Raw genomic sequence first — 16,816 nt, forward strand, 5'->3', positions numbered from 1 at the left:
CCGTCGTCCAGCACTATGGCACGCGAGGGCAAGTGGAACAAGACAAATAAGCCCGGAACAGATGGGCAATGGCGGCTCTCTTCGTACCTGCACGGAAACCCCGCTTCCATTACCTCAACATGCGGGAATTCAGGCCTGCTGATTCAGCAAAGCTGCCATGGCGGCGGCAAATCGCGGGTCCGACAGCTGTCCGACATTGAAGCGGGACCACGGCACGCTGTGTTCCGGGTCGACATGGAAGATGCTGCCCGGAGCCAGCACCACGTGATGCGCCATCAAGGCCTGCGCCAGTGGCCGGGCATCCGTAAAAGCGGGAAATCTCGCCCACAGGTACATGGATTGCTGTGGCGCGCAGAACAACTCTGCCCCCAGTTGCTGCAGCTGGTGGCAGGCGGCGTCGGTGGCGTGCGCCAGACGCTCGCGCAGGCGCGCCGTGTGGCGGCTGAAGTGGCCATCGGACAAGATCACGTCCAGCGTGCGTTCGCAGTATTCCGAACTGCTCATGTGGACCAGCATCTTGATGTCGGCCAGGTCACTGGCCAGATCACGGTGGCAGGCAATGAAGCCCACGCGCAGCGCGGCGGACACCGACTTGGAAAAGCTGCCGATGTAGAGCGTGCGGCGCAACTGGTCCAGCGTGGCGATACGCGGCGCGGTAGCCGGCTTGAAGTCGGCGAAGGCATCGTTCTCCACGATCAGGGCATCGTGGCGATCGGCCAGTTGCAGGATCTTGTGCGCCTTGTGCGGAGAGGTGTCCGAGGCCGTGGGATTGTGCGCCAGCGACTGAGTGAAGAACAGCGGCGGCTTGCCGGGCAGCTTCAATTCGCGTTCCAGGACCTCGATATCCGGCCCGTCCGCATGGCGCGGGATGCCGACGATGCGCGCACCGGACAGCTTGAGTTTGCCGTACAACATGTAGTAGCCCGGTTCATCGACCAGCACGCGATCGCCGGGGCGGATGAAATTGCGGATCACGATATCGAGCGCCTGGTTGGCCCCGTGAGTCAGCACGATCTGGCTGGTGGCAGCCTCGATGCCATGCTGGGCCAGCTTCTGCACCAGGTGCTGGCGCAGCGGCAGGTAACCGAAGCGGCTGCCGTAGCCGAACAGCGCACCCATGCCGGTGCGCACCACCTTCTGGTGGAATTTGTCCAGCCGCACATCGTGCAGCCATTCCACCGGCGGGAAGCCATCGCCCAGGCGCAGATGGCCGGGGTCGTGCTTCAACTGCTCACGCATGAGCCAGACCACGTCCATGGCGCGGCTCAGGCTGCCCTCCTCTTCTTCCTTCGGGCGCGGCGGCGTGGCGCAGACGAAGAAGCCGGAGCCGCGCCGGGGCTCGACCACGCCCTGCGCCGTCAATTCCTCGAACACGTTGACGATGGTGTTCTTGGCACAGCCATGCCGGGCGGCCAGCTCGCGGATCGACGGCAGGCGGCTGCCGGGAGCATGCGCACCCTCGGCGATCTGGCGACGGATCAGTTTCACCAGGGTCTGGGTGAGTGTCTGGGGGATGGTCACGGATAAGACTCTCCAAAAAGCAGGCAGGTACTCGCTCGCCCGGCCCGCGTCGTCGGGACTTGCTGCAATGCAAAGGGATTGTCCTGGGTACAGTTGCCCTGCTGTTGGCAGCAACTGTACCCATGCGCAATGGTACACCCTTGCTATTCTGCCAGCGCTGGACGGGGGGCGCGCAGCCTGCCGCCCATTCCAGATCTTCATATAACGACGAAAAGAGAGACCACCGCATGCACAGTGACAAACACTCCGCGACCGATTCGCGCCTGCCCGGATTCCGCAGCCTGACCCCGCCGCAACGCCTGGCGGAGGTCGCACGCCTGGCCGGGCTGGGCGATTCCGAGCAGGTCCTGCTGGGCCAGCCCGGCGGCCTGCCGCTGGCCACGGCCGACGGCATGATTGAAAACGTGGTCGGCACTTTCCAGCTGCCGCTGGGTGTGGCCGGGTATTTTCAGCTCAATGGCCGCGATGTACTGGTACCGATGGCGGTCGAAGAGCCCTCGGTGGTGGCGGCAGCGTCCTTCATGGCCAAGCTGGTGCGCGCCTGCGGCGGCTTCCAGACTTCCAGCAGCACGCCGCTCATGCGCGCCCAGATCCAGCTGCTCGGGGTGACCGATCCGCACGGCGCACGGCTGGCCATCCTCAAGGACCGCCAGGCCATCATCGACATCGCCAACAGCCGTGACCAACTGCTCAACCAGCTGGGCGGCGGCTGCCGCGACATCGAAGTGCATGTCTTCCCGGACACCCGGCGCGGTGCCATGGTGGTCACACACCTGATCGTCGACGTGCGCGATGCAATGGGCGCCAATACCGTCAACACCATGGCCGAAGCGGTGGCCGGACATATCGAGGAAATCACCGGCGGCAAGGTGCGGCTGCGCATCCTCTCCAACCTGGCCGATCTGCGGCTGGCGCGGGCCAGGGTGAAGGTTTCTGCCCAGGTGCTGGCCACCAGCGCATACAGTGGCGAGGAAGTCATCGATGGCATCGTCGATGCGTATGAATTTGCGGCCGTCGATCCCTACCGCGCCGCCACGCACAACAAGGGCATCATGAACGGCATCGACCCGGTCATCGTCGCCACCGGCAATGACTGGCGCGCGGTAGAGGCCGGGGCCCATGCCTACGCCTGCCGCCATGGCCGCTACACTTCGCTGACGCACTGGGAAATTGCCGCCGATGGCGACCTGGTCGGTACGCTGGAAATTCCCATGCCGGTGGGCCTGGTGGGGGGTGCCACCAAGACCCATCCGGCGGCGCGCGCGGCCTTGAAGATCCTGGGCGTGCAATCGGCACAGGAGCTGGCCGAGGTCGCCGTGGCGGTGGGGCTGGCGCAGAACATGGCCGCCCTGCGCGCGCTGGCGACTGAAGGCATACAACGCGGCCACATGGCCCTGCACGCGCGCAACATCGCTTTGGCCGCCGGGGCCGAACCGCATGAGATGGACTGGCTGGTGCAGCAAATGGTGGCTGGCCACGACGTCCGGGTGGACTACGCCAGATCGCTGCTGGCCGAACGCCGCCGCTGAAGCACGAAAAACAGAACGACCCGAGCCGCCCAGCGGCCGATCACAACGAGGAGACAAGCACATGATCCCATCGACCACCCTGCGCAGGCTGGCAGCCGCCTGTGCCATTGCAGGCATTTTTGCAGGGCCGGCCATGGCCCAGGTATCCAATGACGCGGTACGCATCGGCTTCATCACCGACATGTCCGGCCCCTATGCCGATACGGATGGACTGGGCGGACTGGAAGCCATCCGCATGGCGGTCGCCGACTATGGCGGCAAGGTGCTGGGCAAACCCGTCGAGATACTCTCGGCGGACCACCAGAACAAGGCCGACATCGCCGCCACCCGCGCCCGTGAATGGGCTGACGAACGCGGGCTGGACATGTTGATCGGCGGCGTCAATTCGGCCACGGCCTTGTCAATGAACAAGGTGATGGCCGAGAAGAAGCGCGTCTACATCAACATCGGCGCCGGGACCGCCCGCCTGACCAACGAGGAATGCACGCCCTACACCGTGCACTATGAGTACGACACCGTGGCGCTGGCCAAGGGCACGGCCAGTGCGGTGATCAAGCAGGGCGGGAAATCCTGGTTCTTCCTGGTGGCGGACTATGCGTTCGGCCATTCGCTGGCCAATGACACCAGTGCCGTGGTCAAGGCCAATGGCGGCACGGTCGTCGGGTCGATCAAGCATCCGCCGCAATCCTCGGACCTGTCGTCCTTCCTGCTGCAGGCGCAGGCGTCCAAGGCGCAGATCCTGGGATTGGCCAACGCGGGCGAAGATACGGTCAATTCGATCAAGGCCGCCAAGGAATTCGGGGTGACCAAGACCATGAAGCTGGTAGGTCTGCTGATGGTGATCAACGACATCCATGCGCTGGGACTGGCCAATGCCGAGGGCCTGATGATGACCGACAGCTGGTACTGGGACAAGGACGAGCCCTCGCGCAAGTTTGCCGAGCGCTTCTACCAGAAGATGAAGAAAATGCCCAGCACCCACCAGGCGGCCGCCTACTCGGCCACCATGACCTACCTGAAGGCGGTGGAGGCCATCGGCACCGATGATGCCACCAAGGTGATGGCGCAACTGAAGAAGACGCGCATCGATGACTTCTACAACAAGGGTTACATCCGCGCCGACGGGCGCAACATCCACGACATGTATCTGTACCAGGTCAAGTCGCCGGCCGAGTCGAAGAAGCCTTGGGATTACCTGAAGCTGCTGGAAACCATCCCAGGTGAACAAGCCTTCACCAGTGTGGCGGATTCCCGGTGCAGCCTGCTCAAGCAGTAAGGGACAGGTGAAGTTTCTGGCCTGAAGTTCAGAGCAACCCCTGCAGGCCCTTGTCGGCCAGCAGATTGAGCAGTTTGAGGGCGGGGCCGGCGCAGCGGGTCTCGCCCTTCTTCATTGAGGTGCCGCCAGGAAAGCTGAACACAACCTCCTGACCCTTTGTGCGGTCTTTACATCAGCGGCTTGCCTTGGCCGAGTCTTGCACCTACTCTTGCAACCCAGCCCAGCCGGCCTGCTGCATTGGTCCGATCGTCCGCCCGCCTGTGAATGGCACAATATCGCGGCCGCTCATTCGTCAGCGACGACACGGCCGCCTGCCATCGTTAGCGAGGCGCGACGCAGCAGCCGGTTCGCCGGCCAAGATTTCAACAAGCCAACAAGACCATCCGCCAAGGAGTCACTTTGAGTCAGCATCCTCCCCGCCAACCTGCCAGTCCGCCCGCCCCGGCGGGATTCACGCGCTACCAGAAGACCGTCGTCGGCCTGCTGGCCTTCCTGCAATTTGCGGTCATTCTCGATTTCATGCTGATGTCGCCCCTGGGTGCCGTGATCATGCCCGCCATGCAGATCACGCCGCAGCAATTCGGGCTGGTGGTATCGGCGTATGCCTTCAGCGCCGGGGCCTCGGGCTTGCTCACGGCCGGTTTTGCCGACCGCTTCGACCGCAAGCGGCTCTTGCTGTTCTTCTATTCCGGCTTCGTGCTGGGGACCGTGTGGTGCGGTCTGGCGCAGAGTTTTGAAAGTCTGCTGATCGCGCGTATCGTCACGGGCCTGTTCGGGGGCGTGATCGGTTCCATCACGCTGGCCATCGCCACCGATCTGTTCGCGCCGCAGCTGCGGGGACGCGTCATGGGCATCATCCAGACGGCCTTCGCGGCCAGCCAGGTGCTGGGCATTCCGATCGGGCTTTATCTCTCCAATACCTGGAACTGGCATGTCCCTTTCCTGGCCATGGCCGCGCTGGGCGCAGTGGGCGGGATCGTGGTCAGCTTCAAGATGCAGCCGGTGGACGGCCACCTCAAGCTCAAGCAGGAACACACCGCGTGGATGCACCTCTACCACACCATCACCGAGCCACGCTACCTGACCGCGTTTGCCACCACGGCCCTGCTGATGACGGGCGGCTTCATGCTCATGCCGTTCAGCAGCGCCTATCTGGTCGGCAACCTGGGCATCGACCTGCATCACCTGCCGACGGTCTATCTGGTCACCGGCCTGTGCACCATCGCCTTCGGTCCGCTGATCGGACGCGCGGCCGACAAGGTGGGCAAGTTCCGGGTCTTTGTCTTCGGCGCCGTACTGTCCATCATCATGGTACTGATCTACACGCACCTGGGACCGGTGACGGTACCGATGATCGTGCTGGTCAATGCCGTGCTGTTCCTGGGCATCTTCTCGCGCATGATTCCATTCCAGGCCCTGGTCTCTTCGGTCCCGGCGACTACCCAGCGCGGTTCCTTCAATGCCATCAGCGCCTCCATCCAGCAGCTCTCGGGGGGTGTGGCCTCAATCGTGGCCGGACATATCGTCACGCTGGGGGCCGATGGCCGGTTGCAGCATTTCGACGTCGTCGGCTATGTCATCGTCGGTACCACGCTGCTGGCCTCGGTACTGGTCTGGCGACTCAACCGCGACGTGCAGGCGCGCGCCGCCATCCTCGCGGCCGCAGCACATGCGTCGCCGGCCAACGCAGCGGGAGGCTGACCGCCCCTCCGAGCGGGGTATCTGCGCAGCGGCCATGCAGATCGCTCAGGCCGCAGTGCGGCCGGCGTAACTGGCCAGTGTGCGGATGATCTCGCGGCCTTGCACGTCCGTGCGGCAGTAATGGTCGACCAGTAGCCTGACGTCCGAATCGCTTTCCTGCGGCAGGACGTCCGGCTCGCTGCCGGTCAGCAGCCAGTTGAGATCGACCGCAAACTCGCGGTAGAGCTGCAACAGCAGCTCCCCGCCCGGCATGGCCTTGCCGGCTTCCAGCCAGCTGATGTGGCCGGTCGATGTATTGAGGCGCTGACCCAGCTCGCGCTGGCTCAGGCCGTGGGCGAGGCGGATCTCCTTGATCCTCCCCCCGATTTCTTCACTGAACATGTCTTCTCCTCTGAACGGACGCACCCGCGTGAGCCGCCCGTATCCCCGTCCCCACGACTGCGCCGGGGCCAGCAGCCCCGTGCCGAACCAGTGACACCCCCGCCGGACGGCGGCAGCGGGGGCGTAACCGGCGACCGTTCTCAGCCGCGCCGGCTTACCAGGAAGCTCGCGACCGCCATGACCAGCGACTTGCCGCGCTCCGATGCGCGGACGTAGTCACCAATGAGCACCTTGATGTGAAAACCATGGCGCGGCGGCAGTTCTTGTTCCAGGCCGGTCAGGAGCCAATTGATGTTGACGTCGAACTCGCGGTGCAGCGAACGCAGGAAGCGTCCGCCGGGCATGCTGTGCCCCAGCTCGACGCAACTGATGTAGGCACCCGAGGTGCCCAGCCGGCTGGCAAAGTCGCGCTGGTTCAGGCCGCTCATCTGACGCGTGGCCTTGAGGCGTTCGCCGATGGCTTGCTTGGCCGCGAGTGCAGCCTGGCCCGGCGCGTTGTCGATGGGCGCGTCCATGCTCAGCCTCCGAACGGAAACGCCGGTCCAGGTACCACGATAGGCTGCGGCTGTAGCGGCACATGCACATCGGCCGCCGGCACTTCCGCGCCAGTAGCGGATCCGGATTGATGCAGGAAGTCGAACTGTTCACTCTGCATGAAGATCTGCTGCAGGGTCAGCACGCCGTCACTGAACTGCAGCCGCCGGTCCGGATTGACAAGGGCATCCAGCGCACCTTCCCGCAACAGGATCTGGCCGCCGCTGCGCAGCACCAGCAACAGGTCGATGCCGAGACTGCGCACGTCCTGGATGGTCTCGATGGGAATCTTGCGCAAGGCGGTACCGGCCTGCATCACGTCGAGCGTATAGGTGGTCTTGCCCATCAGGGCGTCCTCGATGGAACTTGCGGCATCTGACATCGGGCCTCCTCACTCGGTCTTCTGGATACGGATTTCCAGACCTTCCGTGCCGGACTGGCGTGCTGCCGGAACCGGTTCGATACGCTGGCACGGATACTCAGCTGGTCAATGCTCATGGCATTGAGCAGGCTGCCGGCATAGGTGAATTTCACTTCTTCCACACGGAACTCGCCGCGCAGGGTGTCCGGGGTCAGCTGGCGCTCGTTGCCCTGATCAGTCTGCAGGGCATAGATTTTTTCCAGTCCGGCCAGGGTGGCCTTGGTATGCGCACGCTGCACCATCAGGCCGGGAATCATGGCCACCGGGGCCAGAATGCGGCCACCCAGGATGGAGCAGGCGATCAACGCACCCATGGTGATCTGGCCGTTGATGACCAGGAAGGAGCCGACGATGACGGTGGTCGAGTAGCTCAGTTGTTGCAGCATGGCAGCGATATAGCCGGCATGGTCGCCGATGGCGCGCATGGCCATGTCGCTGCGGATGGACTCGGCGCTGACGTCGATCCAGCGCGAGAGGAATTTCCAGCCGCCGGAACCGGACTTGATGGTCTCCACCCCCTCCACCGTCTCCACCAGCAGGCCGGTCTTGAGGTTGGAGGCCGCCGCGCTCTTGTCGGCCAGCCGTACCACCTTGCGATTGGAGAGGTAGCCGATGCCGATGGCCGCCAGCCCGAACACGGTCGGCACCAGCGCCATCCAGGGACTGGCGATGAAGGCGATCACCAGCACGAACAGCAGGCCCAGCGGCAGGTCGACCAGGGTGAACAGCGTCTGCGAGGTATAGAAGGAGCGAATTTGTTCATATCCGCGCAGTTGCCCGGCCAGGCTGCCGACGGAACCTGGCAACTGGTCCACCCGAACCGACAGCAAGCGTTCGAAGAGCGCCTGCGAGAGCTTGGCATCGAGGCCGGAGACCACGCTGTCCATGATGTGAGAACGCGCGAACTTCATGCCCAGCTCGAAGACGATGGCCAGCGAGACGCCGATGGCCAGCACGATCAGCGTAGCCACGCCGTGCGTAGGAATGACCCGGTCATAGACCTGCATCGAGAAGACCGAGGCCCCCAGCGCAATGACGCTCATCACCACCGAGGCAATGACCACTTCCAGGATGATGGGACGGTATTCGCCAAGCGCTTCCTTGAAGACGCGTTCAAAACCGTGCTGGTCCGGCTTGTTGCCGAGCGGGGCGAAATCGAGCTTGTAGGCGCCTTCGCTCAGATCACTGTCGCTGACCAAAGCATGGCCTTCTTCACTGATGAAAATCCAGCGGCCATCGGGACGCTGGTCGGCGATGACACCCCAGCCGCGCTCGCGCACCACGCCCAGCATGGGAAGCTGTGCGCGGTCCGGCTTGGCCAGATGCTGCGACTTGGGCAGGCTCAGGGCAGCGCAGAGGCTGTTGATGTCGATGGCCGCTGCGCCGCTTTTCACCATCGATTGGGTGATGGCGGCATTGAGCCGGACGCTGTCGATCACCACACCGTGGCGTCGCGCTGCCGTCATCACGGCCCATGACAAGGAAGACGCCAGTTCACTCATGACAGGCCTCCCGGGAAACCAGCAAGGCAGCTGGATACAGGCCCGTGCAGCCTGCGCCGGACATCTTGCTGGCCGCAGCGCGGCGCACCGCACCGGCAACGGGGGGCGAACTGGGACAGGAATGAATATTCTTTCTCATGGCGATTCGTTTGGTTTGATATCAGTCGCGACGATCGGCCTTCCTTCAGGGGAAGGACTGTCGACGGCGCGTATTCGGACGATGCGGACGATGCGGACGTACTCGGCTTGATCGACAGTGAGAGCGAAAAACGGGAGAGAACCCCTCGGACGATGTGTCGCGCGATGCCAGAAATGAGCGGGATGCGTCATCGTTGCTGCTTTGCCATCTCAGCAACAGCGGGCAAAACCGAGGGAGATCTCGTCCGGAATCAGGCGCTGCGGCAGATCGTCAATGGGGCTAATGATCTGTGAAAATATATAAAGATTTAATTGTCCTTTAGTTCATTTCAGACATATTTGTAGTCTCGAAAAAACTAAGTAAATGACGATTTCAGTCGATCAGAGAACAAACCTCACTCTGGAACGATGGACGCCCTTCCTGTCGACGAGTGAAGGGAAAATCCAGGACCACTTTCGCGACGATCAAAGAAATACGGAAGATCTTTGAAAGCCTCTTCATATCTGGATACACAAAAGAGAACTCCCCTCGAATCATGTTGAACCCGAGGGGAGCTTGGTGCCATTCGCCACCTGATCACCGACAATCAGTCAGCACTGGTGACAGCGTCTCCGCCAGACCATTAACATCGACGCCGTACTAACTTTATCTAACATTTTGCGCTTAAAAAATTGTCTGATGGTGCAGACGGAATGAACTATCGATGGCACCGTCGAGTGAACGACATCAACAGCAACGGAGAGGAAAGATCAGACAGGAAAGGACGCCTGTGCGCACAGCCCGCGCAAGCTCAGTGCGAGGACTGCAGATCCGGCGCCACCGCGGCCTCTGCGGAGCCGCCAGCCGCGAGAGAAGACAACGGCGATTCCGGCGCGTGCAACGACAACGGCGACAGTGGCGAATCCGCCGGGCTCGCTGCCCGATCGCAATAGCGCGCAAATTCGGCGGCCAGCATCGGCCGTGCGTAATGCCAGCCCTGGGCATAGTCGACGCAGGCCTGCTCCAGATAGCGCGCCTGCACCGGCGTTTCCACGCCTTCCGCGACGATCTTCAGCTTGAGCTTGCGGGCCAGGTCGATGATGCAGGCCAGTACCGGATGCTCGTGATCCGTACCGATGCCGATGACGAAGGAACGATCCAGTTTGAGCACATCACATGGAAGTTCGTGCAGATAGCGCAGGCAGGAATAGCCGGTCCCGAAATCATCCAGCGCAATGAGATGCCCCCGCTCCCGCGCCCGGGATAGCGTCTCGCGGCTCGGCAGGGTTTCCATGCTGCTGCTCTCGGTGATTTCCAGCCAGAGTTGGCCCGGCACGATACCGGTGCCGGCCAGCGCGGCATCCAGCACCTCCAGGATGCGGCCGCTGTTGACATCCTGGGCCGGAATATTGACGGCCGCATGCAAGCAGCGATGAGCGCGCAGCGTGGGGGCCAGGTCGCTGACGGTCTGTTGCAGTACCCGGTCGGTGATGGCATTGAGGTAGCCATGCCGCTGCGCTGCGGCCAGGAAACGGTCCGGCGGCAGCAGTGCCCCGTCTTCGCGCTGCCAGCGCACCAGGACTTCCGCGCCCGCACAGCGGCCGTCGGCCAGGACCACGATGGGCTGATAGACGACTCTGAATTCCTCGCGCTCGATGGCGCGCTTGAACTGCGCTTTGGTGATCATGCTCCCCCCTGCCGCAGTTCCCCTTGCGGTCCCCGTGCGCACCGCAGCGGATGCGCACGGGATTGATGGTCAGCGTACCTGGTCCAGGCCATACGCCCACAATTGCAGCTTGCGGCCATCCGCGATGATCATGGCCGTGACGTCGGCCTTCTGCAGATCGGTCTGCACCACTTCGCGGGCGGCATTCATCACGTCCAGCCAGGAGCGCCGGCCCGACAGATATTGGCGGGTATAGGAAGCCAGCACCTCCTCGGACGATACGGCGACGTCTTCCAGATTGCGTGCACGCGCCTCGGCTTGCTGATACTCGGTGTAGGTGGCGGCCAACTGCGAGATCAGTTCCAGCCGTGCCGCATCCACGGCCAGCAGCGCTGACTGATAGCGGCCCTGCGCGGCCGCCACTTCCGAACCCAGCGACAGGCCGGCCCCCAGCTGCATCTGCATGCCGATGAAAGCGCGGTTGGCATTGGGGGTGTGAGGCACGCTGAAGTTGCCGCGCTGGTGCTCCAGGCGGGCATAGACTTCCGGCCAGTAGGAGGCACTGCGGATCCGGATGGCCGACTCCTGGACCTTGGCATCAGCGCGCAGGCGCTTGAGCAGCGGGCTGCTCTCCAGCATGCTCTCGGTCAGTGCGGGCAGATCCTCGCTGACGGACATCTTCGCCACATCGGCCCGCAGTTCTTCATCGCTCAGCGGCAGGCCGACCAGTTGTTCCAGTTGCAGCCGCGCCGACTGGCGGCTGGCCTTGGCGCCCAGCAGGTCGGTCAGCGCCTGGTCGCGGCGGCCGCGCACCAGCGTCACGTCGACGCGCGCAGCGGCTCCTTCCTTCTCGCGGCGCTGGCTTTGTGCGAGGAAATCTTCCAGCGCTTTCAGATTCTTCTGATTGGCCTCGGTGGCCAGATCCGAACGCACCCACAGGCTGTATTGCGAAATGACCTGCTCGGCCAGGCGGAAGCGCTGTTCACGCAGGGCTTCGCCAGCAGATTCATGATTGTGCCCGGCCTGTTCCAGCTGGGCCGTCAGGCGGCCGCCGGACCACAGGGTCTGCTGCAGGCGCAGGGTCACCACGGTATCGTCGCCGTTGTACGAAATGTCGCGCGAACTGGTCACGCCGGCGCGTTCGACCGACATGGACGGTGTCGGAAAGAATTGCCACTTGGCCGACGAGATACCTTCGGCAGCGGCGTCGACGGCACGTTGCCGAGCGACCGCGGCGGGATTGTTGAAAGCGGCTTGCTTGACCAGATCACCCAGGCTGACAGCGCCCGCCGGCAGGCTCAACAAGCCCAGTGACATCGCCATCACGGCAGCCAGCCGGTTGGGCCAGCGCGGGCGCGGCAAGGTGGAGGAAGACTGCGGGCCGCACGCGCCGCCAAGGGGGAGGATGTCGTTCATCTGCGCTCATTTCAGGTTGATCTCGTCCAGGGAGGAAGGTCTCGCGGCAGGCGGGAAGACGGCGCCGGGCGCCGTACTTCACGCACCTGCACACTGGCCGGGCAGCAGCCGCAAAGGCGGCAGGGCAGCCGGCCGGCTGCGATGACGGGTGACGAGAATTGGCTTGGATGATCGCGGAAAGGACGGGGGGGAACGAATTGTCCGATGGTGCAGAAATCTTCATACGGCCTCGAAATAATTCGAGAAACACTACAAAGATTAATGAAGAACAGCTGCAGACCCTGCCAAGAACGTCTGCAGCCGGATGAGGTGCACGGGTTCCGGCACGCTCAGGAAGAAAACGCCGCTACCGCCAGGGCGGCACGCAAGGTGGTGATGACCTCATCCCAATCGCCCGCACGCTGCTGGCGGAACAGCCGTGCCGTCGGATACCAGGGCGAGTCATGGCGTTGCAGGAACCAACGCCAGTCGGGCGCATAGGGCAAGGCGATCCAGACCGGCAAGCCGAGCGCGCCAGCCAGGTGGGCGGCTGCCGTATCGACGCTGATGACCAGGTCCATGCAGGAAAGCGCGGCCGCCGTATCGGCGAAATCGCGAATGCCCTCCCCCACCGCATGCCACTGCGGTCCGGCCTGCCGCAGCCATTGCGCATCGGCGGTGCGCAGATCGGGCTGGATGATGAAGAAGGACACACCGTCACGCGCCTTGGCCAATGCCGCAAAGCGCTCCAGCGCAATGGACCGGCGCGCATCGTTGGCATTGCCGGGGTTGCCGGAGCAGATGATGCCCACCCGCACCTGCCCCGGCGCACGCGGTGCCAGCGCGTCGAGCTGCTGCTCCCACTGCCGCTTGAGGTCGATATGAACGTTCAGGTAAGGCACCGGTGCCGGGATGTTGTCCATCGCCGTATTGCACACCAGCGGCAGGCTCATCAGCGGCAACTGATAGTCGATCGCGGGCAAGGCGCCTGCGGTCGGCACCAGCTGAATGCGCGAGGCCACCGGCAAGCCCTGCATCAAGGTGAACAAACTTTCCGGAACCTCGAACACCACCTCGGCCCCGGCCTCGACGATCTGCTGCACGTAGCGGCTGAACTGGATGGTATCGCCCTGCCCCTGCTCGGCCCACAGCAGGATGCGCTTGCTGGCCAGCGAGCTGCCGCCGTTCCAGGGCGGGATGGCGGCGTGGCGATAAGGATCGGCACCACTTCCTTCCCAACGCCATTCGTAGAGCGGCAAAGCCTCTTCCAGCCGGCCGAGCACCAGCAGCGACAAGGCCAGATTGACATGGGCATCGGCGTCCTTGCCATCCATGCGCAGGGCGCGGCGGAAGCTGTCGATGGCTTCCTCGTGGTCACGCAGGCGCGCCAGCGTGGTGCCACGGCTGACGTGGGCATCCACCAGATCGGGGTCGAGGATGAGGGCGCGGTCGTAATAACGCAGCGCTTCCTCGTAGTCACCCAAGGCATGTTCGATCAGGCCCGCATCCAGCCAGTATTGCGCGCGCTCATCGAAGCGCAGCAGCACCTGGCGCAGGCATTCGCGTGCGGCTTCCCACTGGCCGGTGCGCTCATGCAGGCGCGCCTTGCGGTGCCAGGTATCGGGAACATCGGGATTGCGCCGCAGTGCCTCTTCCAGCAAGGCCAGCGCCTGGCCATCGTTCTTGCCGGAGGGCGACATGCCCTGCAAGGCGGCCGAGGCGGCGACCAAGAACTCGGGACGTTCATGCCCCGCCTCGATCAGGTCGCGATAGAGCAGGAAGCTGTCTTCATATCGCCCCTGCTCGTAGAAGGCGCGCCCCAGGCGATAGCGCAGGGCCAGCGCTTCCTCGCTGTCGGGGTCGACCAGCGGCAAGGCCTGCTGCCAGGCCAGGGCTGCTTCTTCGAAACGTCCTTGCGCGGCCACCACGCTGCCCAGCAGCTGCAGCGCATCCTTGTGCCGGGGATGGGTCTCCAGCAAACCGAACAGCACTTGTTCGGCGGCGGCGTAGTCATCCTGGTGGAAATGGTCGAGGGCGAGGCGGACGGTATCAGTGGCGTTCATGGCAGGCGGGGTGAGACAAACCCGCGTATTGTCTCATCCCTGCCGGGGTACTGCGTCAGCGCTTGAACACCAGCACCGGATCGGCGCGATAGATGGCCGGATACATCTTCTGCAGGTTGCTGATCTTGGGCAGGTCGTTGTAGGCGATGTAGGGCTGGTTCGGATGCAGGGTGGCGTAATCCTGATGGTAATCCTCGGCCCGGTAGAAACCTTGCAGCGGCGTCACCTGGGTCACGATGGGAGCGCTGAAGACCTTGGCGGCATTGATCTGGGCGATGTAGGCCTGGGTGGCCCGGGCCTGTTCGTCGCTGGCGGTGAAGATGGCTGAACGGTATTGCGTGCCATGGTCCGGGCCCTGGCGGTTGAGCTGGGTCGGGTCATGCGCCACCGAAAAATAGATCTGCAGGATCTGGCCATAGGAAATCTTGCGCGGATCGTAGGTCACCTGTACCGCTTCGGCGTGCCCGGTGGTACCGGAACTGACCATGGAATACGTGGCCGAATCGGCCTTGCCGCCGGCATAACCAGACACCGCCTGCAACACGCCCTGGGTATGCTGGAACACCCCCTGCACACCCCAGAAGCAGCCACCTGCGAGGACCACGGTGGCCGTGTTGGCGGTGGAAGCCAGCACCGCCTTGCCGCTAGGAGCTGGCACCGCCACCGCCGCTTCGGCAGCAAAAGTGGAAGCACAGGCCAGCGCCAGGCAAAGGCTGGCCGCAGAGGCCAGGACGGCAGGTTTGAACAGGGACATGGCAGGCTCCGACAGGGCAGGGAAAAATCAGAAAATCGGCTAGGACGATCAGGTCAAACGCACAAGATATGAAGCATTCAGCGCCGCACGGGCTTTCCCGGCGTGCCCGATGCGCCGCTGCGCCGCCACAGCAGGCGCACAGCGAGCATCACCCCGACCAGTACTGCGAACAACAGCGGCTGGGCGATCAGGTTCTTGCCGGCCTTGTCCCACCAGTAGTGCAGCACACCCAGCGGCACGATCACATAGACCAACCGGTGCAGGGCCTGCCAGCGCTTGCCTCCCAGGCGACGCACCATGCCGTTGGTACTGGTGATGGCCAGCGGGATCGACAGCAGCAGCGCCAGCACGCCCACGGTGATGAAGGGCCGCTTGACGATGTCCTTCCAGATCTCACCGAGGTCGAAGAAGTGATCAAACCAGACGAAGGTCGTGAAGTGCAGGCACAGATACAGAAACGCCATCAGGCCCAGCATGCGGCGCATGCGCACCAGCCAGTTCAGCCCGGTGATCTTGCGCAGGGGCGTCACGGCCAGGGTGATGCAGAACAGGTACAAGGTCCAGTCGCCGGTGCTGTGGGTGATGAATTCCAGCGGGTTGGCTCCGAGGCCGCCGGTGAAACCCAGCACCACCAGCCGCACCAGCGGAACGAAGGCCAGGGCCAGGAACAGCCACCACAGCCCCGTCACGGCGCGTGGTTTGAGATTGCGCAAGGCGGCCGGAGCGAGCTGCATGCCTGATCCGATCCTCAGAAGAACTTGCGCAGGTCCATGCCGGTGTACAGGCTGGCCACGTCGTTGTATCCGTTGAACATCAGCGTCTTGCGCTTGGGCGCGAAGAAGCCGTCCTCGCCGATGCGACGCTCAGTGGCCTGCGACCAGCGCGGATGGTCCACGTTGGGGTTGACGTTGGAGTAGAAGCCGTATTCCTGCGGGGCGTAGAGATTCCAGGCGGTCTTGGGTTCGTCCTTGACGAAGCGGATCTTGACGATGGACTTGGCCGACTTGAAGCCATACTTCCAAGGCACGATGATGCGCACCGGTGCGCCGTTCTGGTTGGGCAGCACTTCGCCGTACATGCCCAGGGTCAGCAGGGTGAGCGGGTGATTGGCTTCATCCAGGCGCAAACCTTCACGATAGGGCCAGTTCAGGATGGGGGTGGACAGGCCCGGCATCTGCTTCTTGTCGGCCAGGGTGACGAATTCGACATACTTGGCATTGCCCGTGGGTTCGGCCTTCTTGATGAGCGCCGAGAGCGAATAGCCGATCCAGGGGATCACCATCGACCAGCCTTCCACACAGCGCATGCGGTAGATGCGTTCTTCCAGCGGGGCCAGCTTGGTCAGGGCATCCAGGTCCAGGGTCATGGGCTTCTTGACCTCGCCTTCGATGTCGATGGTCCACGGGCTGGTTTTCAGGCTGCCGGCATTCTTGGCCGGATCGGCCTTGTCGGTACCGAACTCGTAGTAATTGTTGTAGCTGGTGGCGTCTTTGTAGGCGGTCTGCTTGTCCATGACCGCGAAGGCGTTATTGAGCTGGGCCGGCAGCTTCTTGCCCTGCTGGGCGAAGGCTTGCGGCAGCGCGCCCATGCCGCCGGCCAGCGCGGCACCGGCCGCCACGCGCGCCATGAAGCTGCGGCGCGACAGGTAGAGATCACGCGGGGTGATCTCGGAGGCGGTCGGGATGTCAATCTGGTCGGGACGAATCTTGATCAGCATGGTGCGCTCCGGCAAAAAAGGGGGTGAATGCAAAGCGGAGGCAAGGCTTGGACCTCGCCGATGAGATGCCATGGTAAAAGCGGCGCGGTGACGCCCGGGTGGCATTTTGATGACAATTTTGTCATGAAGAAAAATCCCTCCATTGCTAGAATCGAGTGCATTATCCGGTTCATTCTCTCCGATCCGGGCCGCCTTTGCAGCGGCACTTCCCGTCCATTCCACCTCACACGGTTCCCCA

The 16,816-nt window shown here is 63.4% G+C and carries 14 protein-coding genes; 3 read left to right on the plus strand and 11 right to left on the minus strand.

From position 1 onward, the window contains the following. Positions 1 to 129: 129 nt before the first annotated feature. Positions 130 to 1,515, minus strand: a complete 1,386-nt coding sequence (locus tag JOD78_RS06590; protein WP_209567640.1) for a PLP-dependent aminotransferase family protein — start codon at positions 1,513 to 1,515, stop codon at positions 130 to 132. A 233-nt stretch (positions 1,516 to 1,748) separates the two neighbouring features. Between JOD78_RS06590 and JOD78_RS06595 the strand changes: the two genes are divergently transcribed. From JOD78_RS06595 to JOD78_RS06605, 3 genes are all read left to right on the plus strand, one after another. Beyond that, on the plus strand, positions 1,749 to 3,050 hold the full coding sequence (locus tag JOD78_RS06595) for a hydroxymethylglutaryl-CoA reductase, degradative (RefSeq protein ID WP_209566909.1): 1,302 nt from the start codon (positions 1,749 to 1,751) through the stop codon (positions 3,048 to 3,050). A 61-nt stretch (positions 3,051 to 3,111) separates the two neighbouring features. Then, positions 3,112 to 4,326, plus strand: a complete 1,215-nt coding sequence (locus JOD78_RS06600; protein WP_121041999.1) for an ABC transporter substrate-binding protein — start codon at positions 3,112 to 3,114, stop codon at positions 4,324 to 4,326. Between the two features lie 399 nt (positions 4,327 to 4,725). Continuing rightward, positions 4,726 to 6,027, plus strand: a complete 1,302-nt coding sequence (locus tag JOD78_RS06605; protein ID WP_134136051.1) for an MFS transporter — start codon at positions 4,726 to 4,728, stop codon at positions 6,025 to 6,027. Positions 6,028 to 6,072: 45 nt separating this feature from the next. Here JOD78_RS06605 and JOD78_RS06610 read toward each other — a convergent pair whose 3' ends face one another. The 10 genes from JOD78_RS06610 to msrP all read right to left on the minus strand — a co-directional run bounded on the left by JOD78_RS06610 (position 6,073) and on the right by msrP (position 16,578). Continuing rightward, positions 6,073 to 6,408 (minus strand): helix-turn-helix transcriptional regulator, encoded by a 336-nt coding sequence (locus JOD78_RS06610; RefSeq protein WP_039785071.1) that lies wholly within the window; start codon positions 6,406 to 6,408, stop codon positions 6,073 to 6,075. Positions 6,409 to 6,548: 140 nt separating this feature from the next. Continuing rightward, positions 6,549 to 6,923 carry a helix-turn-helix transcriptional regulator gene (locus tag JOD78_RS06615; protein ID WP_209566911.1) on the minus strand — a complete coding sequence of 125 codons (375 nt, stop codon included), beginning with the start codon at positions 6,921 to 6,923 and terminating at the stop codon, positions 6,549 to 6,551. Between the two features lie 2 nt (positions 6,924 to 6,925). Then, positions 6,926 to 7,324: a hypothetical protein gene (locus JOD78_RS06620; protein ID WP_245201989.1), complete on the minus strand. Its 399-nt coding sequence runs from the start codon at positions 7,322 to 7,324 to the stop codon at positions 6,926 to 6,928. Further along, positions 7,288 to 8,865, minus strand: a complete 1,578-nt coding sequence (locus JOD78_RS06625) for an ABC transporter transmembrane domain-containing protein (protein ID WP_245201990.1) — start codon at positions 8,863 to 8,865, stop codon at positions 7,288 to 7,290. Before JOD78_RS06625 ends, JOD78_RS06620 begins: the two co-directional genes overlap by 37 nt. A 929-nt stretch (positions 8,866 to 9,794) precedes the next feature. Next, positions 9,795 to 10,670, minus strand: coding sequence for an EAL domain-containing protein (locus tag JOD78_RS06630; RefSeq protein WP_209566913.1), 876 nt, complete (start codon positions 10,668 to 10,670; stop codon positions 9,795 to 9,797). 69 nt (positions 10,671 to 10,739) lie between these two features. Further along, positions 10,740 to 12,065, minus strand: a complete 1,326-nt coding sequence (locus JOD78_RS06635) for a TolC family protein (protein WP_209566915.1) — start codon at positions 12,063 to 12,065, stop codon at positions 10,740 to 10,742. Positions 12,066 to 12,394: 329 nt separating this feature from the next. Then, complete coding sequence (locus JOD78_RS06640; protein WP_209566917.1) at positions 12,395 to 14,107, minus strand: tetratricopeptide repeat protein; 1,713 nt, start codon at positions 14,105 to 14,107, stop codon at positions 12,395 to 12,397. 55 nt (positions 14,108 to 14,162) lie between these two features. Continuing rightward, positions 14,163 to 14,861: a peptide-methionine (S)-S-oxide reductase MsrA gene (gene msrA, locus JOD78_RS06645; RefSeq protein WP_121042007.1), complete on the minus strand. Its 699-nt coding sequence runs from the start codon at positions 14,859 to 14,861 to the stop codon at positions 14,163 to 14,165. 77 nt (positions 14,862 to 14,938) lie between these two features. After that, complete coding sequence (locus JOD78_RS06650; protein ID WP_199725074.1) at positions 14,939 to 15,595, minus strand: protein-methionine-sulfoxide reductase heme-binding subunit MsrQ; 657 nt, start codon at positions 15,593 to 15,595, stop codon at positions 14,939 to 14,941. Between the two features lie 14 nt (positions 15,596 to 15,609). After that, the gene (gene msrP / locus JOD78_RS06655) at positions 15,610 to 16,578 is read right to left on the minus strand and encodes a protein-methionine-sulfoxide reductase catalytic subunit MsrP (protein WP_121042018.1); all 969 of its coding nucleotides are present in this window, start codon (positions 16,576 to 16,578) and stop codon (positions 15,610 to 15,612) included. Between the last annotated feature and the right edge of the window lie 238 nt (positions 16,579 to 16,816).

The sequence above is a fragment of the Herbaspirillum sp. 1130 genome (assembly GCF_017833835.1).
GTDB lineage: Bacteria > Pseudomonadota > Gammaproteobacteria > Burkholderiales > Burkholderiaceae_D > Herbaspirillum > Herbaspirillum huttiense.